The organism is Listeria monocytogenes, from assembly GCF_041765605.1.
GTDB lineage: Bacteria > Bacillota > Bacilli > Lactobacillales > Listeriaceae > Listeria > Listeria monocytogenes_D.
In genome coordinates this window covers 2,799,953-2,825,317 of sequence record NZ_CP168900.1, presented here as the reverse complement: position 1 = coordinate 2,825,317, position 25,365 = coordinate 2,799,953, and the positions used below count along the sequence as shown (strand labels likewise).

Annotated in this window: 26 protein-coding genes and 1 other RNA gene; 20 read left to right on the top strand and 7 right to left on the bottom strand. The window is 39.4% G+C overall.

The window, feature by feature from the left end; all coding sequences use genetic code 11:
• The first annotated feature begins 33 nt into the window (after nucleotides 1–33).
• Nucleotides 34–477: a VOC family protein gene (locus AB2Q86_RS14510; RefSeq protein WP_012582321.1), complete on the top strand. Its 444-nt coding sequence runs from the start codon at nucleotides 34–36 to the stop codon at nucleotides 475–477.
• A 19-nt stretch (nucleotides 478–496) separates the two neighbouring features.
• Here AB2Q86_RS14510 and AB2Q86_RS14505 read toward each other — a convergent pair whose 3' ends face one another.
• Together AB2Q86_RS14505 and AB2Q86_RS14500 are read right to left on the bottom strand one after the other, a co-directional pair.
• A complete protein-coding gene (locus AB2Q86_RS14505) occupies nucleotides 497–958 on the bottom strand; it encodes a GNAT family N-acetyltransferase (RefSeq protein WP_003728605.1) in 462 nt (153 codons plus the stop codon).
• 53 nt (nucleotides 959–1,011) lie between these two features.
• Nucleotides 1,012–1,746, bottom strand: coding sequence for a helix-turn-helix domain-containing protein (locus tag AB2Q86_RS14500; RefSeq protein WP_012582322.1), 735 nt, complete (start codon nucleotides 1,744–1,746; stop codon nucleotides 1,012–1,014).
• 79 nt (nucleotides 1,747–1,825) lie between these two features.
• Here AB2Q86_RS14500 and AB2Q86_RS14495 point away from each other — a divergent pair, with 79 nt between their 5' ends.
• On the top strand, nucleotides 1,826–2,545 hold the full coding sequence (locus AB2Q86_RS14495; protein ID WP_012582323.1) for a glucosamine-6-phosphate deaminase: 720 nt from the start codon (nucleotides 1,826–1,828) through the stop codon (nucleotides 2,543–2,545).
• A 40-nt stretch (nucleotides 2,546–2,585) separates the two neighbouring features.
• On the opposite strand, the gene mbcS is transcribed toward AB2Q86_RS14495, so the two are convergent.
• Nucleotides 2,586–4,163, bottom strand: coding sequence for an acyl-CoA synthetase MbcS (gene mbcS, locus AB2Q86_RS14490; RefSeq protein ID WP_012582324.1), 1,578 nt, complete (start codon nucleotides 4,161–4,163; stop codon nucleotides 2,586–2,588).
• 194 nt (nucleotides 4,164–4,357) lie between these two features.
• Here mbcS and tadA point away from each other — a divergent pair, with 194 nt between their 5' ends.
• From tadA to AB2Q86_RS14440, 10 genes are all read left to right on the top strand, one after another.
• The gene (gene tadA, locus AB2Q86_RS14485; protein WP_012582325.1) at nucleotides 4,358–4,828 is read left to right on the top strand and encodes a tRNA adenosine(34) deaminase TadA; all 471 of its coding nucleotides are present in this window, start codon (nucleotides 4,358–4,360) and stop codon (nucleotides 4,826–4,828) included.
• 381 nt (nucleotides 4,829–5,209) lie between these two features.
• Nucleotides 5,210–6,616 (top strand): cytochrome ubiquinol oxidase subunit I, encoded by a 1,407-nt coding sequence (locus AB2Q86_RS14480; RefSeq protein WP_003728600.1) that lies wholly within the window; start codon nucleotides 5,210–5,212, stop codon nucleotides 6,614–6,616.
• Nucleotides 6,603–7,616 (top strand): cytochrome d ubiquinol oxidase subunit II, encoded by a 1,014-nt coding sequence (gene cydB, locus AB2Q86_RS14475; RefSeq protein WP_003728599.1) that lies wholly within the window; start codon nucleotides 6,603–6,605, stop codon nucleotides 7,614–7,616. Before AB2Q86_RS14480 ends, cydB begins: the two co-directional genes overlap by 14 nt.
• On the top strand, nucleotides 7,616–9,340 hold the full coding sequence (gene cydD, locus AB2Q86_RS14470) for a thiol reductant ABC exporter subunit CydD (protein ID WP_012582326.1): 1,725 nt from the start codon (nucleotides 7,616–7,618) through the stop codon (nucleotides 9,338–9,340). The genes cydB and cydD overlap by 1 nt, the downstream gene beginning before the upstream one ends.
• On the top strand, nucleotides 9,340–11,079 hold the full coding sequence (cydC, locus tag AB2Q86_RS14465; RefSeq protein WP_041176584.1) for a thiol reductant ABC exporter subunit CydC: 1,740 nt from the start codon (nucleotides 9,340–9,342) through the stop codon (nucleotides 11,077–11,079). The genes cydD and cydC overlap by 1 nt, the downstream gene beginning before the upstream one ends.
• Nucleotides 11,080–11,221: 142 nt before the next feature.
• On the top strand, nucleotides 11,222–12,169 hold the full coding sequence (locus AB2Q86_RS14460; protein ID WP_012582328.1) for an LPXTG cell wall anchor domain-containing protein: 948 nt from the start codon (nucleotides 11,222–11,224) through the stop codon (nucleotides 12,167–12,169).
• A gap of 42 nt (nucleotides 12,170–12,211) precedes the next feature.
• Nucleotides 12,212–13,150, top strand: a complete 939-nt coding sequence (locus AB2Q86_RS14455) for a GW domain-containing glycosaminoglycan-binding protein (RefSeq protein ID WP_003728595.1) — start codon at nucleotides 12,212–12,214, stop codon at nucleotides 13,148–13,150.
• Nucleotides 13,151–13,264: 114 nt separating this feature from the next.
• Nucleotides 13,265–14,779, top strand: coding sequence for a gluconokinase (locus tag AB2Q86_RS14450; protein WP_014589145.1), 1,515 nt, complete (start codon nucleotides 13,265–13,267; stop codon nucleotides 14,777–14,779).
• A gap of 276 nt (nucleotides 14,780–15,055) precedes the next feature.
• An RNA gene (gene ffs / locus AB2Q86_RS14445) (signal recognition particle sRNA large type) lies at nucleotides 15,056–15,322 on the top strand.
• Between the two features lie 153 nt (nucleotides 15,323–15,475).
• Nucleotides 15,476–16,117 (top strand): hypothetical protein, encoded by a 642-nt coding sequence (locus tag AB2Q86_RS14440; RefSeq protein WP_012582331.1) that lies wholly within the window; start codon nucleotides 15,476–15,478, stop codon nucleotides 16,115–16,117.
• Between the two features lie 35 nt (nucleotides 16,118–16,152).
• Here the strand turns inward: AB2Q86_RS14440 and AB2Q86_RS14435 are convergent, their stop codons facing one another.
• A complete protein-coding gene (locus AB2Q86_RS14435) occupies nucleotides 16,153–16,308 on the bottom strand; it encodes a hypothetical protein (protein WP_012582332.1) in 156 nt (51 codons plus the stop codon).
• 442 nt (nucleotides 16,309–16,750) lie between these two features.
• Between AB2Q86_RS14435 and AB2Q86_RS14430 the strand changes: the two genes are divergently transcribed.
• The 8 genes from AB2Q86_RS14430 to AB2Q86_RS14395 all read left to right on the top strand — a co-directional run bounded on the left by AB2Q86_RS14430 (nucleotide 16,751) and on the right by AB2Q86_RS14395 (nucleotide 22,442).
• Complete coding sequence (locus AB2Q86_RS14430) at nucleotides 16,751–18,115, top strand: PTS sugar transporter subunit IIC (protein ID WP_003728591.1); 1,365 nt, start codon at nucleotides 16,751–16,753, stop codon at nucleotides 18,113–18,115.
• Between the two features lie 134 nt (nucleotides 18,116–18,249).
• On the top strand, nucleotides 18,250–18,471 hold the full coding sequence (locus AB2Q86_RS14425) for a hypothetical protein (RefSeq protein WP_003728590.1): 222 nt from the start codon (nucleotides 18,250–18,252) through the stop codon (nucleotides 18,469–18,471).
• Nucleotides 18,472–18,473: 2 nt separating this feature from the next.
• Nucleotides 18,474–18,656, top strand: a complete 183-nt coding sequence (locus AB2Q86_RS14420) for a DUF3188 domain-containing protein (protein ID WP_003728589.1) — start codon at nucleotides 18,474–18,476, stop codon at nucleotides 18,654–18,656.
• A gap of 17 nt (nucleotides 18,657–18,673) precedes the next feature.
• A complete protein-coding gene (locus AB2Q86_RS14415; protein ID WP_012582333.1) occupies nucleotides 18,674–19,138 on the top strand; it encodes a DUF3284 domain-containing protein in 465 nt (154 codons plus the stop codon).
• A gap of 248 nt (nucleotides 19,139–19,386) precedes the next feature.
• Nucleotides 19,387–21,129 carry a DNA polymerase III subunit gamma/tau gene (gene dnaX / locus AB2Q86_RS14410; protein WP_012582334.1) on the top strand — a complete coding sequence of 581 codons (1,743 nt, stop codon included), beginning with the start codon at nucleotides 19,387–19,389 and terminating at the stop codon, nucleotides 21,127–21,129.
• Nucleotides 21,130–21,158: 29 nt separating this feature from the next.
• The gene (locus AB2Q86_RS14405) at nucleotides 21,159–21,476 is read left to right on the top strand and encodes a YbaB/EbfC family nucleoid-associated protein (protein WP_003722063.1); all 318 of its coding nucleotides are present in this window, start codon (nucleotides 21,159–21,161) and stop codon (nucleotides 21,474–21,476) included.
• Nucleotides 21,477–21,585: 109 nt separating this feature from the next.
• Nucleotides 21,586–22,182, top strand: a complete 597-nt coding sequence (gene recR, locus AB2Q86_RS14400; RefSeq protein WP_003722062.1) for a recombination mediator RecR — start codon at nucleotides 21,586–21,588, stop codon at nucleotides 22,180–22,182.
• A 14-nt stretch (nucleotides 22,183–22,196) separates the two neighbouring features.
• The gene (locus tag AB2Q86_RS14395; protein ID WP_003725002.1) at nucleotides 22,197–22,442 is read left to right on the top strand and encodes a YaaL family protein; all 246 of its coding nucleotides are present in this window, start codon (nucleotides 22,197–22,199) and stop codon (nucleotides 22,440–22,442) included.
• Nucleotides 22,443–22,487: 45 nt separating this feature from the next.
• Here the strand turns inward: AB2Q86_RS14395 and AB2Q86_RS14390 are convergent, their stop codons facing one another.
• The 3 genes from AB2Q86_RS14390 to AB2Q86_RS14380 form a co-directional block, all read right to left on the bottom strand.
• Nucleotides 22,488–23,330, bottom strand: a complete 843-nt coding sequence (locus AB2Q86_RS14390) for an aldo/keto reductase (RefSeq protein WP_003727659.1) — start codon at nucleotides 23,328–23,330, stop codon at nucleotides 22,488–22,490.
• Nucleotides 23,331–23,460: 130 nt separating this feature from the next.
• A complete protein-coding gene (locus AB2Q86_RS14385; protein ID WP_012582335.1) occupies nucleotides 23,461–24,300 on the bottom strand; it encodes a Cof-type HAD-IIB family hydrolase in 840 nt (279 codons plus the stop codon).
• Between the two features lie 118 nt (nucleotides 24,301–24,418).
• Entirely contained in the window at nucleotides 24,419–25,270 is an 852-nt protein-coding gene (locus AB2Q86_RS14380) for a MurR/RpiR family transcriptional regulator (protein WP_003727664.1), read from the bottom strand.
• Between the last annotated feature and the right edge of the window lie 95 nt (nucleotides 25,271–25,365).

The window sequence follows — 25,365 nt, the reverse complement described above, 5'->3', positions numbered from 1 at the left end:
AACTAGTGTCTCAAAAACAAAGGAGCGATTTTTATGGCAAAAATGTACCCGTATTTGGCTTTTGAAAATGCAAAAGAGGCTTTAGGATATTATGAAGAAGTGTTCGGAGCAACGAATATTTCAAGGCTTCCAGTAAGTGAGGAACAAAGCGAAATGTTTGGCTTAGCAAAAGAAAACCTAGTGAACACAACTGTTCACGGTGGCTTTACCGTCCTTGGGGCAAACTTATTTTGTTCAGATTCATTCGGCAAAGAAGTAAAACCATCCAATCAAATTTCGATTATGCTTGATTCTAACAGTGAAGATCCAGCGGCAGTAGCCGACGCCGATGCTTTCTTTGAAAAAGTGAGCAACTCCGGAAGAGTAACAGTAACGTTACCTTTCGAAGAGCAATTTTGGGGCGGGAAAATGGGACAATTCGTCGATGAGTACGGGATTTCCTGGATGATTCATACGCAACCTTATTCTAAATTATAAAAAACAAGTGGACCAGATATTAGTTATCTTGGTCCACTTTTTTATTTGGATTTACTTTTTTCATTAAGTAATGTTCGCCGATGCCAGGAATGACAAACGATTTGCCAACTTTGCGGTAGCCATGTTTTTCATAAAAACCAACAGCGACAATCCTCGCATTGCACCAGATAATATCTGCGCCGCGCTTCCAAATTTCCGCTTCACCTTCTGCAAGTAAAGCCGTGCCAAGACCCTTCAAGCGCATCCGGCGTTCTGTCGCCACACCGCGAATCCGGTACTGAGCGGGATTCATAATAACAGTCGATTTTTCTGGATAAAAACTGGCAATCCCAAGTAAAACATCCTTTTCAAAAGCGCCTAAATGAAAAGTACCCTCCATATCATCATTAGGGTAAATTGCGTTTTCTTCAGGCTGTTCTGGGCGAAGAACCCGGTGCCTAATATCTTGCGTGTCTTTTGCTTTGATTTGCTTGATTTCCACGGCGCCCACCTCCACGTTATTTCTTTCTATTATAACCAATCTTTCTAAAATATCTATTCAAAAGTTAATTTTGTTTCATAGGAATAACCACGAACCAGCTCTTGATTAATCCAAGCCACCGTTTCTTGTAAAAGGTAATTTTCATTTTCTAGAGGAGTTTCCCAGTTTTGCGGCGTGACAAAAGCTTGCCGCTCGCTTGATAACAAACGGCGTTCACCAGGCGTGCCAATAGAATGATCTAACTCAATGAAAAGATAAGTCTGCCTGTCTAAAATACAATAACCAGGAAACTGCTGATAGCTTTTCGAAAGACCAAGGTGACTCACGGTTTCCTGCACTTCTTGATGAAAAGCTGGGTCGTTTAAAATATCCGCATGAACAGGCGTTAGAAGTGGCTCTGTAAGCAAAAGTCGGGCAGTTGTTAGAGGTTTTGTCGAGTTAGTTTCTCGTTTTAACAAACCTTGATAACGGTCAATAAGCCATTTTTTACGGGCAATGCGAGCTTCTTCATCCATTAATTTTTGTTGGTATTTTATAAGCAAATCGGGCAAGCTTTCCGATGTGTTTTTGTCGAGGTATTGTTTCAGTTCTTGCAAGGAAAACCCCATATACTGCAACGCTTGAATGAGGTTGAGTTGTTCTTCTTGAGCCGTTTTGTAATAGCGATACCCAGAAGTCGGATCGGTAAAAGCAGGGACCAAAAGCCCAATTTTATCATAATAGCGCAATCGTTGGATGGAGAGTTGGCTTTTCTTTGCCATTTCCCCAATGGAAAAAAGCGGTTCCACATTTATCACCCTTTCGTCTTGACTCTATAGTTACTATACACTTTATCATAAAGGTAATTCAAAGCGAGAGGTGAAAAAAATGAAAATTATTGTGGAAAAAGATTACGAAAATATGAGTAAAACAACGATGCAACTGCTTTTAGGGAAAATGTATCAAGACAAGTTGGTTCATTTAGCCATCACAGCAGGCTCCACACCGAAGCGAATGTACGAACTGATGGTGGAAGAAATGAAAGAAAAAGCACCACTGACAAATGTAAGCTATTATAATTTTGACGAAATTCCAATTGGAGACGAAAAATACGGCGTGACAATTGCCAATTTAAAAGCGATGTACTTTGATCCGGCGGGAATTCCAGAAGAACAAATTCACATGCTAGATACGAAAAACTATACAGACCATGAAGCGCATTTGAAAGCAGTTGGCGGTTTGGACGCGATTTTAATCGGGATTGGTGAAGATGGTCACTTCTGCGGGAACTTACCTGGCGTAACCAAATTCGGCGATGAAACCCGACTTGTTTCCGTTCAATCACGCCCAGATATGTTCGATATTTTGCTCGGAGAAGTTGGCGGCGATGCAGAAAAAGTCCCCGAATACTATGTAACAATGGGACCAAAAAGCGTCATGCACGCAAAAGAAGTCATCCTATTCGCAAACGGTAAGAAAAAAGCAGCGATTATCAAAAAAGCCCTACAAGGCCCAGTGACAGAAAACATTCCAAGCTCGATTTTCCAGTTACACCCTAATTTTACAGTGGTGCTGGACGAGGAAGCGGCGAGTGAGTTGAATATTTAAAAGAAAACCCAACCTTCTATTAGGAAGGCTGGGTTTTTGATTATCCATGCACACTAGCAAACTCCGCATCACGCAACTCAACGCGGCGAATTTTACCAGAATCAGTTTTCGGTAACGCCTCAACAAACTCAATCCGGCGCGGATATTTATACGGAGCAGTTTGTTCTTTCGTAAATGTTTGTAATTCGTGCACAAGATCTTCCGTGCCCTCGTAACCATCTTTTAAGACGATGAATGCTTTTACGACCGTACCGCGGATTTCATCAGGACTTGCGACAACAGCGACTTCTTTTACGGCTGGGTGATGTGTGAGCGCGTCCTCGACTTCGAACGGGCCAATCGTGTAGCCAGAGCTGATAATAATATCGTCATTCCGGCCTTGGAACCAGTAATAATTATCTTCATCGCGGATAGCGCGGTCACCAGAAACAAAGTAATCGCCACGAATCGCTTTTTGCAAACGTTCTGGTTCTTTATAGTACTCCTTGAAAAGTGCTGGGAAATCTCTACGCATCGCGATATCACCAATTTCACCGACACCAACTGGATTTCCGTCAGCATCAATAATCGCCATGTATTCAGGCATAATTGGTTTGCCCATTGAACCAGGGCGAATCGGCGTATCAACAAGTGTTCCAATCAACAGCGTGCTTTCCGTTTGGCCGTAGCCGTCGCGAACTTTAATATCAAAATTATCTTGGAAAACTTGAATAACTTCGCGGTTTAGAGGTTCTCCTGCTGATACGGCGCTACGAAGGGAACTTAAATCATGTTCGCGCAAATTATTAACCTTTGCCATTAAGCGATATTCTGTCGGCGTACAGCAGAGCACGTTGATTTTTTCTTCTTCCAGTAAATGAAGTTGTTTTTCTGGAATGAAACGACCGTTGTAAATGAATCCAGTGGCACCTTTTCCGAGTACAGAAAGGAAAGGAGACCAAACCCATTTTTGCCAACCAGGACCAGCTGTGGCCCAAACGATATCGTCTTCGTGAATATCGAGCCAATGATCAGCAGCGATACGAATATGCGCGTAACCCCAGCCGTGAATATGTACAACGCCTTTAGGATTACCTGTTGTTCCACTCGTGAATGCAAGCAGACAAGCATCATCGCGCGAAGTTTCCACGCGTTCAAATTCGGTTGAAGCGGCTTCCATTAATGTTTCGTAGTGATCCCAGCCGGATAATTTCTCCCCAACAATAATTTTTTTCGAAACAGAAGGGATGCTTTCAATTTTATCAAATTCAGCAGTCATTCCATTGTAAGAAACGATTGCTTTTACGTTTGCGTGGTGGATGCGGTATTCTAAATCGTGCGCTTTAAGTAGCTCGGATGCCGGGATGATAATGGCACCAGCTTTCCATAAGCCCATGTAAATTGCGTAAGTTTCGAGTAATCTAGGTGTCATGACGATAACGTGGTCACCTTTTTTTATGCCTGCGTCTTTGACAACATTGGCAAATTTGTTCGCTTGTTCAAGCAGGTGGCGGTAACTCCAAGTTTTTGTTTCGTTATGCTCATTTTTCCAAATTAAAGCAGTTTTTTCAGAACTGAATTTAGCAATCTCGTCGGTAATATTATAAAGTTCTGGAGCGATTAAATTTTCTGAATTCATAATGACTCTCCTTTATAAGTAGATTGTATATTTTGATAATTTTGTTTTAGTACCTAGTATTAATATATGGTAATATAAATAGTCTGTGAAAGCAACTAAAGTGTTCCTGTGAAAGTTTGAGCAGATTATTGCTACATCCAATCCAAGCTATGCTAAAATAACAATGAGTGACTTTTTAGAAATGAGGTGCATAGATGGAACGAGCTTTCTTTATGCAACAAGCGCTTGAAGAAGCCGAGAAAGCACGAGAAATTGGGGAAGTTCCAATTGGTGCAGTCGTTGTTTTAGATGGAGAAATTATTGGGCGGGCGCATAATTTGCGTGAAACGAGCCAAAACGCAGTGACCCATGCGGAGTTGCTTGCGATTCAAGATGCGTGTAAACATCAGAATTCATGGCGACTTAGCGGTGCAGAACTGTATGTCACGCTAGAACCATGTCCGATGTGTAGCGGTGCTATTTTACTTTCGCGGATTGAAAAAGTTTATTACGGAGCCAAAGATCCAAAAGCGGGAACAGCGGGATCGTTAATGAATTTACTCCAAGATGACCGATTTAATCATACGTGTGAAGTAGAAGCAGGATTAATGGAAAAAGAAAGCAGCGAAATGTTAAAAAGTTTTTTCCAAGATCTACGAAAACGGAATAAATTGAATAGGTCTTAATACTCATTATGAGAAATTGTACTTTTACATCCATTATTGTGAAATAAAAAGCAATAAGCCTTACCAACATTTACAGCCAGATAATAATTGCGAAATTTATCACAATCTAACTAAAACAAAATAACATCGAAAGTACTAAATAAATTTGTCGTAAAATAGGATAAAATATACTCCATATAGAACTCATTATAAAGTAAAAATCTTTCTTAACTGGTTCCTAAATCTGTGGAAAACAAGGATTACATATTATTTTATCATGCTTTGTGAATTACAGAGCAACTGAACACGTCACTTTGGGCGGTTTTTCACAAGGTTTTTAAGAGAGAAGCACAAATCAGGGAACGAAGCAGTAATTTTTAGCACAAAAAGGAGGAGAAAAGGGTGGATAAACTATTTTTAGCCCGTTTTCAATTCGCATCAACAACGATTTTCCATTTCTTATTTGTACCACTTTCAATTGGACTTGTATTTATGGTTGCTCTTATGGAAACGTTGTATGTCGTGAAGGGGAAAGAAATTTACAAAAAAATGTCGAAGTTTTGGGGTCACATATTCCTCATTAACTTCGCGGTCGGTGTCGTAACCGGTATTATTCAAGAATTCCAGTTTGGGATGAACTGGTCGGATTACTCTAGATTTGTTGGGGACGTATTCGGAGCACCACTTGCAATCGAAGCGTTACTTGCATTCTTTATGGAATCTACGTTTATCGGACTTTGGATTTTTGGTTGGGACAAACTTAGCAAAAAGCTTCATTTAGCATGTATTTGGCTTGTTTCAATCGGAACAATTATGTCTAGTTTCTGGATTTTAGCAGCGAACTCATTTATGCAACATCCGGTTGGTTTTGAATTTAAGAACGGCCGCGCGGAAATGAATGACTTCTTGCAACTTATTACTAATGGACAACTACTTGTGGAGTTCCCGCACGTTATATTCGGGGCATTTGCCACTGGGGCCTTTTTCATTGCCGGTGTCAGTGCGTATAAGATGCTCAAAAAACAAGATGTCGCCTTCTTTAAACGATCATTCCAAATTGCTATGGTCATGGCGGTAATCGGTGGCTTTGGTGTGGCTTTCAGTGGTCACTCGCAAGCACAATACTTGGTTAAAACACAACCAATGAAAATGGCAGCAACGGAAGGGATATGGGAAGATACAGCTGACCCAGCTCCGTGGACGATGATTGCCAAGATCAACCCAGAAGAGAAGAAAAACGAATGGGAAGTCAATGTCCCGTACGCGCTAAGTTTCTTATCTTACGGAACATTAACTGGTAGCGTGGAAGGTATGAACACGCTGCAAAAACAATATGAAGAAAAATATGGTGAAGGTGACTACATCCCACCAGTTAAAACAGCATTTTGGAGCTTCCGTATCATGGTTGGCGCTGGTATGTTAATGATTTTATTCGCATTAATTGGTATCGTGCTTGCTTGGAAGAAAAAACTCGTTAATGCAAAATGGTATTTACGTTTCATGATTCCAATGATTGGCTTCCCGTTCCTGGCGAACTCCATGGGTTGGATTATGACAGAAATAGGGCGACAACCATGGGTAGTTTTCGGTTACATGAAAACTGCTGATGCCGTATCGCCAAACGTTTCATCAGGACAAATTTTGTTCTCGATAATTGCGTTCTCGACAATTTATACGATTTTAGCCATTCTGTTGGTTTACTTGTTTATACGTGAAATTAAAAAAGGACCAGACGGACACAAACCAGAAAAAGCAGAGATTTCCGTAGATCCGTTTGATAAGGGGGATGAAAGCTTTGTCACTAAATGAGTTATGGTTTTTATTAATCGCCATCTTGTTCATTGGATTCTTCTTCCTTGAAGGTTTTGACTTTGGTGTTGGGATGTCTACACGATTTATGGCTAGAAATGCACTGGAACGCCGCGTGCTCGTTAATACGATTGGACCGTTCTGGGATGCAAATGAAGTTTGGTTACTAACTGCAGGGGGCGCGATTTTCGCCGCTTTCCCTAACTGGTATGCAACCATGTTTAGTGGTTATTATATTCCGCTAGTCTTCTTATTACTTGCGCTAATTGGCCGTGGTGTTTCTTTTGAATTCCGTGGTCAAAAAGATTCACCGCTTTGGATAAAAACATGGGATTGGGTTATTTTCTTCGGTAGTATTTTACCGCCATTCCTATTTGGTGTATTATTTGCTAGCTTGATTCAAGGTATGCCGATTAACAGTGATATGGACATGTACGCTGGATTCTTTGATTACATTACCGTATTCTCCGTATGGGGTGGCGTGACGATTACGCTTATGTGCCTACTTCACGGATTACTATTTATTACTTTACGTACAGAAGAAGATATTCAAGATCGTGCTCGTCGTATGGCGAAACGTGTTTGGTTTATTACTGTACCAGCATTATTAATCTTTGTTGTACTTGCTTACTTCAATACAGATATGTTCCAAGTTAGACCAGTACTTGTACCACTAATGATTGGAATTGTTGTCGTAATGTACTTGTTATCTGCTCTTTTCATCTGGAAAGATCGCGATATTTTGGCATTTACATTCGGCGGACTTGGAATTGTTTTCACGATTGGTACGATTTTCGTGTCACTATTCCCACGTGTAATGATCAGTTCTATCAACAGTGCGTTTGATTTAACTATAGAAAATGCAGCTTCCGGACAATATTCGCTTAGTGTGATGACGATAGTTGCCGTTACGCTACTGCCGTTTGTTCTTGGTTACCAAATTTGGAGCTACTATGTTTTCCGTAAGCGCGTTTCTAGTAAGGAGAAAATGACGTATTAATGGGAAAAGATTTAAGGAACTACAAAGGAATTAAAAAAATAATGGCGATTCTCGCAGTTTTCACGCTAGTTCAAGGTGCTGCGATTATCGTGATGGCGATAACTTTGGCTCGTGCAATTACTGACTTATTTCACGAGCATCCATTTCAATCAGTCACAATACAAATAGGTCTCTTCGCGGGGGCCTATTTCTTGCGTCACTTTTTGAACGTATGGAAAAAACAAATCGTTTACCGTTACGCTGCAAAACTTGCGAAAACGATGCGGGAAGAGTTGCTTGATAGTTTATTCGCGCTTGGACCGCGTTTTGCTCGTGCGGAAGGTACTGGGAAAGTGGTCACAATGGTTATGGAAGGTGTGGCGGATTTCCGAAATTATTTGGAACTGTTTTTACCTAAAATGATGAATATGGCAATTATTCCAGCAATGATTTGGGTGTATATTGCTTTTCAGGACTGGACTTCTGCTTTTATTTTGATGATTACTTTGCCGATTTTAATTGTATTTATGATTATTCTAGGATTAGCTGCAAAAAAACAAGCAGATTCTCAATTTGAAACGTATCGCGTGCTCTCTAACCACTTTGTAGATTCGTTGAAGGGTCTAGAAACGTTGCGGTATTTGGGGCTTAGTCACGACCATGAAGGGAAAATTGCTTCGGTTAGTTCGCGTTATCGTAAAGCTACGATGAAAACGTTGCGTGTGGCATTTATGTCGTCATTCGCGCTAGATTTCTTTACGATGCTATCGATTGCGCTCGTTGCGCTGTTCCTAGGTCTTGGTCTCATTGACGGTAATATGAATTTGCCAATCGCGCTTAGTGTCCTAATCCTTGCGCCAGAATACTTTTTACCAGTTCGTGAAGTTGGCTCGGATTATCATGCCACACTTGATGGTCAAGAGGCGGGTCGCGTTATTCAAGGAATTATTGACCAAGCCAAAGCAGAAAAACCGGAAACGAATGCACTACCTTTAACAACTTTTGCTGAAAATACGGAATTCTCGTTTGAAAATATTACCGTGAAACATGGCGCAGATGATGCAGATTCGCTTCATGAAGCCAATTTTACGGTAAAAGGATTTGAAAAAATTGGGATTATTGGTGCGACGGGTGCTGGGAAATCCACCTTGATTGACGTTTTGAGTGGCTTTTTGCCCCCGACTTCTGGAGATTTTCGTTGGAATGGGGAAAGTGGTGTTTCGCTTGCTTCGAGTGATTGGCAAACCCAAGTCACTTATATTCCGCAACATCCATACCTTTTCCACGATACAATTGCTGGAAATATTCGCTTTTATCATCCTAACTCTACAGACGAGGAAATGAAAAAAGCAGCAGAATCTGCCGGTTTAAATAAGCTTGTAGCGGGACTGGAAGATGGTTATGAAACGCTTGTCGGAGAAGCTGGGCGGATGCTTAGTGGCGGACAAGAACAACGTGTCGCACTGGCTCGTGCATTTTTAACGGATCGTCCAATTGTGTTAATGGATGAACCAACAGCGCACTTAGATATTGAAACGGAATATGAGTTAAAAAAACCAATGCTAGATTTATTTGAAAATCGATTAGTCTTTTTCGCGACGCATCGCTTGCACTGGATGCTCGAAATGGACCGAATTATCGTTTTAGATCACGGGGCTGTGGTCGAAACTGGAACACACGAAGAACTACTTTCGCGTAAAGGTTTCTATTACAATTTAGTCAAAGCCCAATTGGAGGAAGTATGATGCGGAAAAGTAGCTGGATTATCCCATATATTAAAGAAAACCGCGGCTTGTTTTTACTTGTCATCTTCCTTGGAACACTAACTTTTGCATCTGCTGGAGCACTTATGTTTACGTCTGGACATTTAATTTCGAAATCATCCTTGATGCCGGAATCCATCATGGCGGTTTATATTTCGACAGTTGGTGTTCGTGCATTTGGTATTATGCGCTCCGTGTCACGCTATGTGGAACGCCTTTCGAGCCATTCGCTTGTACTTCGAATTCTAGAAAAGATGCGTGTTCGCTTGTATCGTTTACTTGAACCGCAAGCTTTATTACTAAAATCACGTTATAAAACTGGCGATATTCTGGGCCTCCTCGCTGGTGACATTGAGCATTTGCAAAATTTCTATTTAACTACAATGCTACCGGCAATTGTTAGCCTCGTGCTTTACGCGGGAGTCGTTATCGCGCTTGGAGCATTCTCGATTCCATTTGCTGCACTCTTCGTGCTCTTGATAGGTTTACTTGTGCTCGTTCTTCCGTGGGTATCACTTTTATATGCTCGTGGAAAGAATGCTTATTTAAAACAAGGGCGCAATAGTCTATATCAAAAATTTACCGATGCAGTGTTTGGTATTAGTGATTGGAAATTCAGTGGACGTGAAAAAACATTTATTTCTAACTACGAAAAAGACGAGGCAGACATGCTTCGAACAGAAAATAAACAGTTTCATTTTGTTAATTGGCGCGATTTCTTTAGTCAGTTAGTTGTTGGCTTTATGGTTATTGTGATGGTTTATTGGAGTACAGCAGAGTCACGTGACGGAGCCTTTTCCGGAACGATGATTGCCGCTTTTGTTTTGGCAATTATGGCGCTAGCAGAAGCGTTTGTACCAGTTTCAAGTGCTATTAGCGACAAATCGTTATACCAAGACTCGCTTGCTCGTTTAGACAAAATTGAAGACCCGACGCTACCGACTTTTGAAGAAGAAATGAACGAAATGGAACGGATTAACACAGGAAATGTGATTTTAAAGGCAGAAAACTTAACTTTCGCATACGATAAAAAGTCCCCAGAAATCTTAAACGGTTTTAATTTCACACTGAAGCAAGGCGAAAAAGTGGCGATTATCGGACGAAGCGGGACAGGGAAATCAACTTTTCTGAAATTAGTGCAAGGCGCTCTGCTTCCAACCGCTGGCAAGGTGACTATGAACGGCGTGGAAGTAGAAAATTTGCGACCACAAATTCCTGAATTAACCTCCATGCTAAATCAGAAAGCGCACCTTTTCAGTACGACCGTCTTAAACAACATCCGTCTAGGAAATCAAGATGCATCGGACGAAGAAGTATACGAAGCTGCGAAAAAAGTTCAGTTGCACGATTTTATAATGAGCATGCCAGATGGCTACCATACACAAATGAGTGAGATGGGTGAACGTTTTTCCGGTGGTGAGCGCGGTCGTATCGCTCTCGCTCGGATTCTACTACAAAATACACCAATCGTTATTTTAGACGAACCAACAGTTGGTCTGGACCCAATTACAGAACGCGATTTACTAGCGACTATTTTTGAAACGTTAGCAGATAAGTCACTTATTTGGGTAACGCATCATTTAGTTGGGGCAGAAAAAATGGACCGTGTCTTGTTCTTAGAAGAAGGTAAGACATTAATGGAAGGGCCGCATGCCGAACTAATGGCAGAAGAACCTCGTTATAAACGTCTATATCAACTAGATCGTCCAATCGAATTATAAATTTAAGGCTTGCTAAGAAGATACATAGCAAGCCTTTTTTGTAGCGTAGTTTTAATATTTGTAACAAAATTGTAATTTAAAATTGACTTTCACCACATTTCTGCTTATGATTAAACTAAGTAAAGTGAAAGGGGAATTTATTATGAAAAAATTCCACGGGTTGGTACTCACCGCAGTATTGACTAGTCTAATTATCCCATTTTCATTGGCAGCAAGCGCTGAAACAAATGAAAATGGTAACAACGCAACCCCTACAGAAGAAAAAACAACAGACACTACTAAAAATATAATGACAGAAAAAAAGACAGAACCAGCAGAACCGACAAAAGACACCACCGTAACACCACCGCAAAAAAGCAAAGTACAAACAACGATAGATATTACGGACTCACAAGAAGTCTACTCCTACGAACAAAATAGCAAAATTAACCTCAAAGATTTCACTGAAACATTAACCAAATATACCGACACAAAACTCACCAATTATCGCTTAGCAGCCAATTCTAAACTAAGTACTGCACAAACAGGCATCCAAGAAGTCACGCTACTTGGAGAAAATGAAGACGGAAAAACAACCGCAGTTAAACTCAATTATTTAGTCAAAGAAAAAACAGCCCAACTAACTATTACAGATATGAATTTTGATTTAGAAACAAAAATTTTCACAGGTAAAACAAAACCATTTGCCAGTGTATATATGAGTTCCCCTGTAGATGAAAACTTTGGAGAAGGAACAACAACTGCGGACAAAGATGGTCATTTTTATGCAGAATGGGCGACAACACCAAAACAAATTACGGCATATGCTTTTGATGAAGACGGTAATTTTAGTGAAGAAGTAACCTATCAAGTTCCAGCGAAAAAACAAAATGAAGCAGTCGTAACAGCTCCTGAAAAAATAAAGAAAATCGAAACAAAGAACGCAGTCAAAAGTGCAACCGCAAAACCTACAGATGTTGCAAAAGTTACAAAAGATGACAAAACCGATTTGCCAAGCACAGGTGACAAAGGTGCAGAATGGATTTTCGTTGTAGCGGGTGTTATAGTTATTCTTGTAGCAGTGTTATTACTTAGGAAACGAAAAAAATAAGCTAATTGCTATAGGGAATAACTCAAAAAGAAGGAGCGAATAATGAAGAAGTTATTAAGCGGTTTAATTATTGTTTTAATGGTTAGCCTACTTGGTCACTCCTTTAACGCCGAAGCAGCATCCTACGAAAAAATCATTTATGACAAAGCAGTTAACCTAAAAGGGGTAGTAAATCAGTCAAAACGAAATGATGGTATTCATAGCAAAATGTACAAAACGAGTAGCAGTGTTAAGTATCTCGGTTCAGCTAAGAAATACGACAAGAAGACATTGATTATTACACGCGAAGGAAAAACAGCAAGAGCTAAATGGTATTATTGCAAGCTAGGGAATACTACAATCGGTTGGATTGACTCACGAGCCTTTACAAATATTGGCAAACCAACAATTGCGGACACCGTTCCAGCACTTTGGAACAGTAAAAAAGCAATCATCACCACAAAACCAAAAAGCACCACAGCAACAACGTATTTTTTCCAAAAAAATAGTGCAGGAAATTGGTATGAAGTTCGTCATTTTACCAGTCACATTGGCAAATGGGGATTTGATCCAAAATTCTCTGAAAAAAGTTCTGGCACTCCAGTTGGTGTTTACCGCACAGGAATTGCTTTTGGACAAAAGGGGAATCCTGGTACAAAGCTGACATTCAGAGCAATCACTAATCGAAGTTATTGGATTTCTAACTCTAACGACAAATCCTATAACACTTGGCAAGAACGCAATTCCTCCAGTTCTGCAGATGAAAAAATGAAGATTCCGCAGTACACATACGGAATGGAAGTGAAATACAACGCTAATCGTGTGAAAGGAAAAGGATCGGCTGTGTTTTATCATGTTGATTCACCGAAATACAATTACACATTAGGTTGCGTCGCTCAAAGTGAAGCCAATACAAAAGAAGTGCTTAAATTCGCGGACAAAAACACGCTTATTGTGCTAGGCGAAGAAAGCCGAATAAAAACTTTTTACGGTATCAACTAAGCTAGAGAATTTCTCTAGCTTTTTTTGTTTGACGAAAAAAGCTAAGTAGCCCAGCCCCAAAATTTTCTTCATTTGACGTATAATAAAAAGAAACGAAAACGCGGGGTGAGTTGTTTGACGAGCAAATCATACATAATGGGCGTAGATATCGGAACTTCGAGCACGAAGGCAGTACTTTTTGATCAACGAGGAGAAGTGATTTTCCGGCAGGCGACGCATTATGAACTAATAACCGATGAAACTGGGAAAGCAGAAGAGAGTCCCACGGAAATTTTTGAGGCTGTTTTATCATCTATTCAAGCTGTAATGAAAAACGTAAATAAAGAAGAATTAGCAGGAATCTCATTTAGTTCTGCGATGCATAGTTTAATTATGGTTGGAAGTAGCGGAGAGCTTTTGACCGAATGTATCACTTGGGCGGACGGACGAAGCAGTGAGACGCTCGAAAAAGTAAAAAGGGATAATTACTTGTTTCAACTCTATGAAGCCACAGGGACGCCAATACACCCTATGAGCCCTTTTGCCAAAATCTGTTGGTTAAAAGAGGAAGCACCAGCATTATTTAAACGCGCAGAGAAGTTTGTTGATATCAAATCGTATATTTTGTATCGCTTGTTTGATGTTTGGGTGATGGATGAATCGTTAGCCTCAGGAACAGGGTTATACAATATTATGGAGCACGACTGGGAATTTGAAGCAATGGAAATTGTCAAATTGACTCCTGATTTTTTGCCAAAAGTTGTACCAGAAACATATCAATTAACTGGCGTGAAAAAAGAATATGCTGAATTAATGGGAATCCCAGAAAATTTACCATTCATTGTAGGGGGGAGTGACGGGGCGCTAGCTAATATTGGTATTCAAGCGACCGGCCAAAATGACGTTACGATTACAGTAGGCACAAGTGGTGCAGTTCGCAAACTTACCAATCAATTCCAAATAGATTCTCGTGGTCGAACATTTTGCTACGGAGCTGGTGATGGCTACTTTATCGCAGGTGGCGCAGTGAACAATGGTGGAAAAGTAGTCGAATGGGGTCTGCAACAATTTGGTTCTGAAGAGGAAATTAAGGGGCGAGACTTCGCAAGCTTTATTGCAAAAATGGAGGAAGTTCCTCCAGGTGCTGCGGGTCTTTTATTCCAGCCATATTTACTAGGTGAGCGCGCACCATTTTGGACTAATGATATTCGCGGAGGTTTTGTTGGGCTGACGATTAATCATACAAAAGCCCATTTTATTCGAGCGATTTTGGAAGGTGTTGCTTTTAATCTTGCAGAAGTTTATGAGGCAGTTTCAGCTCCAGATGACATTATTTACGTCACAGGTGGGATTTCTGCGCATGATGGTTGGTGTAGACTTCTAGCGGATATTTTGAACCGTGAGATACGTGTTCCGCATACGATAGAAGGCTCAAGTTTAGGAGCAGCAATTATTGGTATGCGCTCACTCGGGATTTTGAAAGATTTGAATCTAAAACATACGCTGCCTATTAAAGCGGTATATCATCCAAGTGAGAACGTCCTTAAATACGCGGAATTACGTCTGATTTTTAAACAAGTAACCACACAGTTAATGTCGAGCTACAGCCAATTAAATAGTTGGCAAAAGAAGTTTGATATTAACAGCTAAATTTTGGATTTCATGATATAATCACTAAAAGAAAAGTGATGACGAGGGGGAGAAAACCATGAATAAAAAAATAGTATGGATAGCTTTAACATTAGTAGGTATTTGTGTAGTTGGTACGATTATCGCAGCAATCATGAGTGTTTACTTACGTTAAAAAATATTTCCTTGTTCCCGCTTGCACTTTTTACACGAAAAAGGTACACTAGTAATTGAGCTCTTTTCAGAGTTTGCGCTAAATAATTTTTATTTGGCATTTAATTATTGGTAGCAAATTTGTCGTGCTAGACGGGGAGGTAGCGGCGCCCTGTAACCCGCAATCCGCTCTAGCGGGGTTGAATTCCTCATTTGAGGCATCGTAATTGTTTGGTCTGCCCTTGACAAGTGGTGTTGAAGGTTGGGTCTTGCGCAATGGGAACCTGTGAACCATGTCAGGTCCGGAAGGAAGCAGCATTAAGCAGTGCTTCTCATGTGCCGCGAGGTCGCCTGGCCCGAGCTAACTATCAGGGTAACGCAGATGATTGCATGTCGATGTGAGGTGCGCGACACTAATTTTAAATATATAAAAGACTATTTTGCTTAGCGCAGAGTAGTCTTTTTTCTACAAATCAGCCCCATCCTCAGAAAAATAATGTATAATGATCCAGAAACTGGTACAATATAAAATAGTAAAGCAATTCATGACAAAGGATGAAAATAATGCAACAACTAAAATCAAAAAAGAAATGGCTGCCAGCTTTAATCATCGCAGTTTTTATAGGAATTATTGTAATCTTAGCAATTATGTTTGGCTTTTTTCAACGCCAAGAAGTGTTTGACAAGTATGAAGTAGCTTACGAAATAGACGGCAAATTATATGAGGTCTTCCCAATTAGTGCGACAGATATTGGTGTAGATAAAAAATCCAAAGATAAAAATCTCTATTTCCGCGTGAATAGTTACTACAATATTGATTACTTATTCCGACTAGCTTATAAACAATATGAAATTAATGAACCATCTACCAATAAATATTATTCAGGTCTAATTGATTATAGCGTCGCAGATAATGCCTACGTTACCCAAAAAGACGTCTATATAACAAATAATGAATCCTATGCAACCTATGATTTTTTCGACAAAAATGGAAAGAAAATCTATTCCTACAATCCAGAAGAAACATCCAATGATGACTACATCGTGCGCATTAAGCCGACAATTCTACAAGGATACAAAAAAAGTGATATCGGTAGCTACGACGACTATCTAGATATTACAGCATTACTTAAAGATAAATTAGGCATGGACGTAAATGTCCGTGTGGATGAGGATAAAGAAATGGTCATCTTCTCTATTAAATAAAAAAGAGCATCCCAAGTGGATGCTCTTTTCTTCTATTAATTGTCGTCTACCTTCTTTTCAGTGTCTTGTTTCTTTTGTTCTTCAACGGTAGCGGGTTCTTTTATATCATCGGGAAACACAATCGAAAAATGTTCTTTTTTGACTACTTTACTATTTTTTGATTCTTCCGGCATATCTCTTTTGACTGCCATAATTATCACCTCGACTCATTGGTATTACTTAGCTTATGCTCATTATAACACAGAAAGGAAAACAGATAAATTAGTAAAACTGTGTAATGTTAACGCTTACTTACACAGTTTTTTTCTGTATGTGTGTAATCCGATTTCAAAGGTAAGAAAGACAACGTTTTCAAGAGATTAACGTATATTTTTTCCGAATTTAGTACTTGGCACGGAAATTGCAATAGATTAAAGTGAATCTAAATGTAAGCCTTATCATGAAGCAGAGAGGAGGACTCCCAAAATTTCACGAGGTCATGCAAAGATTCCATCTGGTTTGTTTTTAGTAATGGGGATTACTAGGACAAAGTAAACAGATATAGCTGATAAACTTAAAGGGAGTTTATACATAGAAATTATATTTTGTTTAAAAGATGAGTGTTAAATAAAAAGGTTTACGGGAGGATAAAATATGAATGGATTAACAGCATTTTTGGAAAAGTATTTTGTGCCAGTAGCAGCGAAAATTGGTTCACAAAAACATCTAGTTGCATTACGTGATGCTTTTATTTCAACAATGCCAATCACTATGGCTGGGTCAATTGCAGTACTTTTAAATGCGTTTTTTAGGGATTTTCCAACTGACTGGGGATGGACAGGATTTGTGGAAGCGATGCAACCACTTATCGATATTAATGGATATGTATACAATGGGACGTTAGCAATTGTTTCAATTATTTTTGCCTTTTCACTAGGGTATAATTTATCAAAAGCATATGAAGTGGATCGATTAGCTGGGGGGCTAGTTTCTCTTGCTGCTTTTGTTATGAACTTAACTGTTACTGTTAGCTTAGATGCAGTAAAAGCTGCGATTGCGGCTTCTAATGCAAATTTCGATGTAGCTACTTTACCAAAAGAATTTGCTGGAATTTACGGATTCTTTAGCCTAAGCCAAGTAAATGGTACCGGCTTGTTTACCGCAATGATTTTCGGTTTTATATCAACTATTATTTATGCGAAATTAATGCGCAGAAATATTATTATCAAAATGCCAGATTCTGTTCCACCGGCTGTAAGTAAAGCTTTCGCGGCGATCATTCCTGCGTTAGTTGCACTTTATGTTGTTGGTATTATTGACTGGGCATTCTTCAAAATCACAAATATGGACGTTATTACTTGGATTTCCAAAACAATTCAAGAACCGCTATTATCACTATCGCAAGGTTACGGAGCTGTTTTACTAGTTACTTTCTTAGTACAACTACTATGGTTCTTCGGGATTCATGGTCCGAACGTACTTGCTCCGGTTCTAGAATCACTTTGGGGTACAGCACAACTACAAAACATTAGTGCGGCACAAGACGGCGCTAAATTACCATTCGAATGGGTACGTGGTTCTTTCGATGCGTATGTATGGATGGGTGGATCAGGCGGTACGCTTGTACTGATTATCGCGTTACTAATGTTCTCGAAACGAGCGGATGCACGAACAGTTGCGAAATTGTCTCTTGCACCAGGTATATTTAATATTAACGAACCAATCATGTTTGGTTTACCGATCGTATTAAATACAATTTACTTAATACCATTCCTTATCGCGCCAATGGTAATGGTAACAATCGCTTACTTTGCAACAACACTTGGTATTGTCGGCCCAGTTAAAATTGCAGTAGTTTGGGTAATGCCGCCACTTCTGAATTCCTTCTTAGCAACCGGGGGAGATTGGATGGCACCAGTAATTTCACTCATAAATATGGTCGTCGCGTTCTTGATTTGGGTACCATTTGTTATTACCGCAAATCGCGTTGGTGTACCAGAAGAAGAGATGAAAGCTTAGAAAATAATAAGTTTCTGGCTAGGTGCAGCTAAATTGTGCCTAGCCAGTATATCATGTAGGAATTCCTGCACCATTTTTATTCATTGCAAGAAGTGAAAGATAAAGTTAAACTATAGAAAAGGAGGTTTTTTTAAATGATTATTCTTAATTGTCCAATGAAACGCGATTATATTACAGAATTACTTGAAACACACGATAAAGACGGTGTAACTTTTAAAAAAATTGCTGAACAAGGTATGAAGCTTACTTTTGAAACAAATATTGAAGATGAAGAAAAGGCAGCAAAAATCGCCAAAGAAACAATAAAAGCAACTGAAATAGGCTCTGTACTCTATTTCCAAGTTAGTGTGGGTTGAAGATGAAAATTGTTAATGCACTATTTATTATTAGTATAGGTCTTATTATTATTATGTTTAGTCCTTCTTATGGAAAAGATGGGATGGCTAGTGTACCTCTTCTAGTTACAGGACTTGCGGTTGTTTTAATCGGCTGTGTTTTCATCGTGCTAAAAATCCGTAAAGATAAGAAAGAAAAGAATTAGAAGGAGTCGATTAAAAAGTGAATGTCACACAGAAATTATATATTTCTCAAAAAGAATGCTTTGATACACTAGTTAGCTCAGCAATCTATGATGTAAAAAATGCCACTGGTAAAACGCTTCAAGTACGCAAGTTAGAAGGATATAAATATCAACGTACGATGTCTAATGGCGCACTTGCTACAACAAAAATTGTTAAAGTGCAACCTAACGAACTTTATCAATTCGAAACGAGCAGCCGTGTGAACACTCATACGACGACGTATACGATAAAGTCAACAAGTGAGACAACTTGCGAAGTGACTTATAACGAATTAATTGAAACGGAAAAAACAATGAATAAAATGAATAATATTATTGTTGGTTTTATGTTTGGCTTCTTCCGTAAAAAACGTGTGAAAAACTTGCTGAAATCGATTGAGCTTTCGGTTATTAATGAGAGTAAGAAGAAGCAGGAGAAATTGGCTGCTAAAAGTGAACAGTAAGAGTTTGGAATCGGGCTTTTTCGGGGGTCTGGTTCTTTTTTTGGTTTTTGTTTTTGGATTTTTGGTGGTGGTGGTTTTTGAAGCTAGCCCGACTCAGGATGTTTTGAAAGTTCTATTAGGGATTAAATCATCGCTGCGCTCAGATTTATATTGAAGAACTAAATCAAAATAAAGTACATTTTGAAAGTTCTTCAACAATACGTTATAATAAAACTACTAAAATGGTTTTAGGTGAAGGAGAGTGGCAGATGGCGTATCAGGCTTTGTATCGGGTTTTTCGGCCGCAGTCGTTTCAGGATGTTGTTGGACAGGAACATGTGACGAAAACGCTTAAGAATGCCATTGTGCAAAATAAAACTTCGCACGCTTATTTATTTTCTGGGCCTCGGGGAACAGGGAAAACTAGTGCGGCGAAAATTTTTGCGAAGGCGATTAACTGTGAACACGGTCATGACGGGGAGCCTTGCAATGAATGTGAGATTTGTAAAGGTACGACGGACGGTTCTATACCAGATGTTCTTGAAATCGATGCTGCCAGTAATAACGGGGTTGAAGAAATTCGAGATATCCGGGAAAAAGTAAAATATGCGCCAACTGTGGCGAAATATAAAGTATATATTATCGATGAAGTGCATATGTTGTCGACGGGAGCGTTTAATGCGCTACTAAAAACGCTGGAAGAACCGCCGAAACATGTCATTTTTATTTTGGCAACAACAGAACCGCATAAGTTACCACTAACGATTATTTCGCGGGTACAACGGTTTGATTTTAAACGAATCACGACACAAGATATTATTGGTCGTTTGAAATTTATTTTGGAAGAAGAAAAAATCCCTTATGACGAAAAAGCGTTGATGATTGTTGCGCGTGCGGCTGAAGGCGGGATGCGTGATGCGCTTAGCTTGCTCGATCAAGTTATTTCCTACGGATCAGAAGAAGTTACCGTGGAAGACGCGCTCGAAATAACGGGTTCGGTTGCTCAAAATCTCCTTACAAAACTAGTAAGTGCAGCGTTTGACGGTGATGCGGCGGAAGCTATTTCAACGCTGACAGCACTGCTAGCAGAAGGAAAAGACCCAGTTCGTTTAGTGGAAGACTTACTCGTATTCTTTAGAGATGTGCTGCTGTATCAAAAAGCGCCGAATCTGGAAGAAACACTGGAACGAGCTTTGATTGATGATGATTTTGTTGCTTTGGCAAAACGAGCAGATTCACTTAAAGTGTATGAGTTCGTGAAAATTTTAAATACAGCGCAACAACAAATGCGTTTTTCTAATCACCCAGGTATTTATGTCGAAGTGGCGCTCGTGCAGTTAACGCAAGCCGGGCAATCAGCTGCAGGAGGTGGCGGAAATGCGCCGGTAGATGCAGCTTCTGGAAGTGATGTCTCTGACTTAAAACGTCAAATGGAGCAAATGCATCAAGAGATACAAACGCTGAAAAAACAAATTGCCAGTGGGGCCGGAGCAGCACCAGCCGATAAACCAACCCAAAATCGCGGCGGTTCTAAAAAAGCAATCAACAACGGCAAGCAATTTAAAGCGCCTATTGGTAAAATCAACCATGTGCTAGGTGAGGCTAAGAAAGAGAATTTACAGTTAATCCGTGGTTGTTGGGGCGAGTTATTAGCAATGTTGATGGCGTCTCAAGCAGCACTTTTAAATGACGCAGAACCTGTGGCTGCATCTCAGGACACTTTTGTGTTAAAATTTAAGCATGAGATTCACTGTCAAATGGCGATGGATAATCCGAACTTTGTTGAAACCATCACATCGAGTATTGCGCGACTGACTCAAGTAAATTATACTTTTATTGGTATCCCAGAAGATCAATGGGCTGACGTAAGAGAGAATTTCCTGCATAGTCATGGTAGCGACGGCGATGCGGAGGACGGCGCAAATCCAGAAGCTAAAAAACCAGCGGAAGATCCTTTTGTTGCAGAAGCCGCAAAACTCGTTGGTGAAGATTTGCTTGAAATTAAAGATTAAAAAACAATAGAAGAAAGAGGAGATTATTCATGCGTGGAATGGGAAATATGCAAGGTATGATGAAACAAATGCAAAAAATGCAAAAGGAAATGGCGAAAGCTCAAGCTGATTTAGAAGCTCAAGAGTTCACTGGAACAGCTGGTGGCGGAATGGTTACAGTAAAAGCTACTGGTAAACGCGTCATTACAGATGTTGTTATAAATGAGGAAGTAGTTGATCCAGAAGATATCGAAATGCTACAAGATTTAGTACTTGCAGCAACAAATGATGTATTAAAACAAATTGAAGATACAACTTCACAAACAATGGGTAAATTCACACAAGGATTAAATATTCCTGGAATGTAATATTGTTTGGTTTGAGACTCTTGGCTTATTTACAAGAGTCTCAACTATTTTTCAATAGAAAGTTCCACGTGAAACATTGTGTATTTTGAAGGTGAGAGGAAGACGAATTATGCATTATCCTGAGCCGATAACGAAATTAATAGATAGTTTTATGAAATTACCTGGAATTGGCCCGAAATCGGCAGCTCGACTAGCTTTTTATGTGTTAGATATGAAAGAAGACGATGTGCTAGATTTTGCAAAAGCACTTGTAGATGCAAAGCGAAACCTAAGTTTTTGCTCCGTTTGTGGTCACATTACAGATAAAGATCCATGTTATATTTGCGCTGATACGTCACGCGATCGAAGTGTTATCTGTGTAGTACAAGAATCCAAAGATGTCATTGCAATGGAAAAAATGCGTGATTTTCATGGCTTATACCATGTACTTCATGGAACAATTTCGCCAATGGATGGAATTGGACCAGAAGATATTAACATTCCTGATTTGCTGAAACGTTTGCAAGATGACACGATTGAGGAAGTTATTTTAGCAACCAACCCTAATGTTGAAGGGGAAGCCACGGCGATGTATATTTCGCGCTTATTAAAACCTTCAGGCATAAAAGTAACTAGAATAGCGCATGGCCTTCCAGTTGGCGGAGACTTGGAATACGCGGATGAAGTGACGCTCTCAAAAGCAATGGAAGGGCGAAGAGAAGTATAATCAGAGGTGATAAAATGGAATCCAGAAGCAATAAGTTTGGTCGGAAGAAAAACAAGAAGATTGGTAAACTACACAAATCCTATGATGCTTATCTGATGGAATTGATTGAAGTCACGCAAGAAAAGTGGCACAAACAAAAAGTTCTAATGCGTAAAAGCTTTGAATATGATCCTAATTTAGAATATGAGGAAAAGAAAGCAGAAGCTCGCTATTTTTACCTTTTCAAAGAAGCACGTACAAGACAATTAAAAAACAAATAAAAAAATCTACTAAGCCAAATTGGTTTAGTAGATTTTTATTTTAGGTTAAATTTCTGATCTTACATACATCACGTCTGGTGCGTGGCTCACACGTTCACCAGTATTTAAACGCTCGACTTGGCGCATATCTGCTTCTGACAATTCAAAATCATAAATAGCTGCATTTTCTCTAATTCTTGAAGGTGTTTCTGATTTTGGAATAATGGAGATATTATTTTGTAAATGCCAACGAAGGACGATTTGAGCAGGTGATTTTCCGTGTTTTTTCGCTAGGTCAATAAGGATTTGCTCTTGTAAAACCCCACCACGACCAAGTGGGCTCCAAGCTTGGTGAACGATATGTAACTCCTCTAAATAGCGGTGTAAAAGATGATTCGGGAAGTGTGGATGTGTTTCGAGTTGATCTACTACTGGAAGCACATTGGCACTTGTACGCAGGCGGTCCAGATGATGCGCTTCAAAGTTACTTACACCAATTGCGCGAACAAGTCCCTCGTCATATAATTTTTCCACAGCGCGCCAAGTGTCAAAAAAAGTATCTTGTTTTGGCCAATGGACTAAATATAAATCAATTTTGTCCAATTGTAGTTTTTTCTGCGATTTTTCAAAAGCTCGAAGCGTTTCATCGTAACCTTGTTCTGTATTCCACATTTTTGTTGTGACGAAAAATTCATCTCTTTTCAAGCCACTTGACGCAAAAAAGTCTCCAAGCTCTTTTTCATTATGGTAAAATGAAGCCGTATCAAACAAGCGATACCCGACATCCACCGCGGTTTCCAGCGCAGTACGCATACGCGCTTCATCCGTTAGCTTGTAGACCCCAAAACCATGTCTAGGCATTTCAATTCCATTGTTCAGTCTGTATGTATCCGAGAAAGAAAGTGTCATTTCATTTACCTCCTACTTTAGTTTATTAACTTAAGCATACCAGAAAATGGAGAATTTCTGTAGAATGAAGGGAAGAAATGGTGGGATTTTTTTTAAAAATATAAAAAAGGCTGAATCTCAGCCTTTTTTCTTAACTTGGGATTAAACTGTTTAGCACGTGCGCAATGCCGTCTTCATTATTGGATAAAGTAACAGAGCTTGCTGCGGCTTTTAATTCAGGGACGGCATTTTGCATAGCGATTCCTGTTCCTGCATATTCGACCATGGTAATATCATTATGCCCATCTCCGAATGCGATAACATTTTCAGCGTGAATGCCCATAGGTGTTAAAACGGTATCAAGGGCTTTGGCTTTATCAATGCCCTGAGCTGTGAATTCAAAGTAAAAATCAGCTGTGAAGACACAATTAAGTGTATCTTTGAAAGGTGCCATCATTGCTTGATAATTTTCTTGCATATAGGCTGGGTAGCCAGCTGTGAGAATTTTATTTAGACGATAATCTAAAAATGCGGCTAAATCATCTTTTTCACAGAGTTTGAAATTTCCACCGCGAGATTCGTACTGAACGATATTTATTACTTCGCCGCGGTAAGGTACGTAGCAGTCGTATACATCATTCGTGTACATATAATCCTCTTTATCAATCATTACTTTCACTTCAAATTGTTTCATGTGTTCTAAAACGGCTTTTCCTTCTTCAACAGTAAGTGCTTGGTTGAATAATTCTTCACTTGTCGCGCAATCAACTACTTTAGCGCCGTTGTATGAAACGAGCAAACCGTGATGTTTTTCCATTTCTAATTGTTCCGCATATGCGTGCATTCCTGTGGTTGGTCTACCAGATGCTAGAATAAGTTTAACACCATTCTCTTGCGCGGTGATGAGTGCTTTTTTTGTTTCTGGTGAGATTTTTTTGTCGTCGTTCAATAAAGTGCCATCAATATCTAAAATAATCGCTTGGGTTGTCATGTGAGTTTAGCTCCTTTTTTTCTTTATTGTATCACTAGAAATTAAGAAAAAGTCAGATGTGGCGCATATTGAGAGCTTTTTTTCAATTCGAAAGGAAAACGGCTATGTTTTTGAAAAATCATTCCAATTCGGTGTTCATTTTTTGGTAATTAGTCGTTTTGTATTGAATATTTTTTTCGTAATTTTGATTAAAATAAATGGAATAAAGCGTATCGAAAATGCTTAGTAAAGATTGGCGTGTTGAGAACGAAGAGACTTTGTTGTAATGGTTCTCAGCGGATGCCATGTAGATTTTGTGTGTGGCAAATTCGACTAAAGGATTGTCTTGCATAGATGTAATTAAAATAATATCGACATTGTTTTCGGACAAGATTTTGACGACCCTTTGTAGTGTCCGACTCCGACCGCCGTAAGAAACGACGATGGCAATATGGTTTTCATCGCTGTTGGCGGCCGATAAGCTTTGGATATAATCTTCTTCAGGGACATTGACTAAAACACCGATTTCCTGCATTTGAAATTTGAAATTTTGTGCGAAAAATAAATTGGCGGAAGCTGCATAAACATCGATGGTTTTCGCTTGAATTAATTTTTCGCCAATTTTGACGAGTTCTTCTGGATCGGCGTTGTTTAATGTTTCATCAATGGTTCCTTTGTATATTTGATGGAGGTTGGTCATTATTTGGTAAGGCGTATCGGATTCCAAAATAGGATAGTCGTAATTTAAATCTTTTTCTTCGTTTGTTTCACGGAGACTCGAGGCAATTTCGATTTTCAGTTCACCGATTCCATTTAGTCCTAGTTTGTTAATTAAACGGTAGATAGTTGCAGCGGAGACAAAGGCAGCAGTAGCTAATTCTTTTGGTTTGCACTGTAATGTTTTTTTCGGGTTCGCTAAAATATAATTCGCAAGTTCTTTTTCACTATTGGTTAAATTGGTTAGTTCTCGTATTTTAATTAAAATATTCATCGTTTCAAATCCTAACTTTTTAGAATGGGAAATTGTTTTAAATAATCATACCATTAAATAAAAAAGTCCCTCTAGACAAAGTGCATCTAAAGGGA